This is a genomic window from uncultured Anaerotruncus sp. (assembly GCF_902490045.1).
GTDB lineage: Bacteria > Bacillota > Clostridia > Oscillospirales > Ruminococcaceae > Anaerotruncus.
In genome coordinates, this window is sequence record NZ_CABUCJ010000203.1 from 1 (window position 1) to 1918 (window position 1918).

A 1918-nucleotide genomic window follows, 5' to 3' on the forward strand; every position below is an offset into this window, starting at 1 on the left:
GCGCGCCGCAGACGGCGCGCAGCACCCGCACGGCTTCCTTGACAATCTCGGGGCCGATGCCGTCGCCCTCGAGCACGCAGAGGTTCAGATTCATAGCGTACCTTCTCCTTGTAACGATATTATGTACATTCTAGCACGAAAATGTAAAATGTCCACCAAAAAACGGCTTGCCTATTCGTCGGAATTGTCCCCCTGCTCGGGCGGATAGGGGATCTGCTCGTAGACCTCGAACTTCCGGTCGCGCATCCACATCTGCGCGGAAAGCAGCAGAGTGTAGCCCTCGCCGGGGCCCGCGTTCCAGCGCACCGCCTCCCGCTCGGGCAGGCCCATCGCGGCCAGCAGGTTCATGATGAGCGCGCCGTGGGTCACGACCGCCACAGAGGTCACGCGCTCCTCCATCATTCGGGCGAAGATGTACGCCACCGCCTCGACGGCGCGCCCCAGAAGCGCCGCCGCGCTCTCCCCGCGCGGCGGCGGCCGGGGCCGCGATCCACGCCCGGAAGGCGGGGTCCTGTTCAAGGTCGGTGATCGTCCGGTTCTCGAACGCTCCGAAGTCGAGCTCCCGCAGCTTGTCCAGCGGTTCGAGCGGGCGGCCCGGGTAGAGCAGCTCCGCCGTCTGCCGTGCGCGCAGCAGCGGGCTTGTATACACCCGCTCGACCCACGGGTATTCGCAGGCGTCCCGCAGCTTTTCCAGCCGCGCCCGTCCCTCGGGGCAGAGCGGCAGGTCGGTGCGCCCGATATACCGCCCGTCAAGGTTTGCCTGGGTCAGGCCGTGCCGGAGCAGGTGGATTTTGTATGTTAGCATAAACGAAACGCCCCTTTTTGACTTTTTTTCACAAATCTTTCATTTTCTCGACATGCCCTATTTACAAAAGGTTTTGGTTATTATATAATTTACAGTACGTAAAAGGCCTTTTCCGGGACCTCCACGGGTCCTGAGAGATAGATAAAAAAGGTTCTTGAGGGGTATTGACAAATGAACGCTGACTTTCCAAGGGTCCTGACCTTACTGCGCAAAGAGCGCGGCATCAGCCAGAAGCTCGCGGCTTCCAAGCTCGGGATTTCGCAGGCGCTGCTCTCCCATTACGAGAAGGGCATCCGCGAGTGCGGGCTGGATTTTCTCATCCGCTGCGCCGATTTTTACGGCGTCTCCTGCGACTATATGCTCGGCCGCTCCCCCGACCGCACCGGCTCCAAGCTGACGGTTGAGGATATCCCGGAGCCCGACAGCGTCGGCAAGGAGAACGTCTTCAAATCGGGCGTGCTCCCCGTCCTCAACAAAAAGCTGATCGCCAATTCGCTCAACATCCTCTTCGACATGCTTTCACGCAGCGCGTGCAAGCCGCTCGTCAACGAGGTGTCCTCTTTCCTCATGCTGGCGGTCTACCGGATGTTCCGGCTGGTCTACGGGGCCAATCCGCGTAACCAGAGCGCGATGTTCACCGTGCCCGACACCGTCGCCCAGCAGTATGCCGACGCCGCCATGCACGTGTGCAGCGCGAACGCCTATTCGATCGCCAAGGGCGATCCCGCCGCGGACATGGAGCGCATCCCCAACGTGGACCCGCTCTACGTCACCACCGAGGCGCTCTCGCGGGATTACCCGCTCTTCGCCTCCTCGCTGCTCAACCTCATCCAGAATTCCGAGGCCCGCATCGCCTATCCGGCCGCCGGGAAAAAATAGGCGCGGACTTTTTCCGCCCGGGATTGGCCGCGGAACAGCCATGGGGCTATTTTACCATTTTTTGCGGCGCGGCGCAATCGCGCGGTGAAAAACCGGACCGTTTTTGCACTGTAGGGCCCGTCCTGCCGGACGGGCCCTTTTTTGCGCGGCGAAAAACGCTGGGACGGGGCGGGGCCCCGGGCCTGCGGCCCGGCGGCGGGGGGCTTCGCCCCCGCCGGCACCGTCCTTTGGACG

General features: G+C 62.4%; 1 protein-coding gene and 1 pseudogene. One reads left to right on the plus strand and one right to left on the minus strand.

Annotated elements, in window-relative coordinates:
• Positions 1-171: 171 nt before the first annotated feature.
• Positions 172-805, minus strand: a pseudogene (locus RDM88_RS12920) (histidine phosphatase family protein).
• Positions 806-976: 171 nt separating this feature from the next.
• Between RDM88_RS12920 and RDM88_RS12705 the strand changes: the two are divergent.
• Positions 977-1684, plus strand: a complete 708-nt coding sequence (locus RDM88_RS12705) for a helix-turn-helix domain-containing protein (RefSeq protein ID WP_308755191.1) — start codon at positions 977-979, stop codon at positions 1682-1684.
• Positions 1685-1918 lie beyond the last annotated feature (234 nt).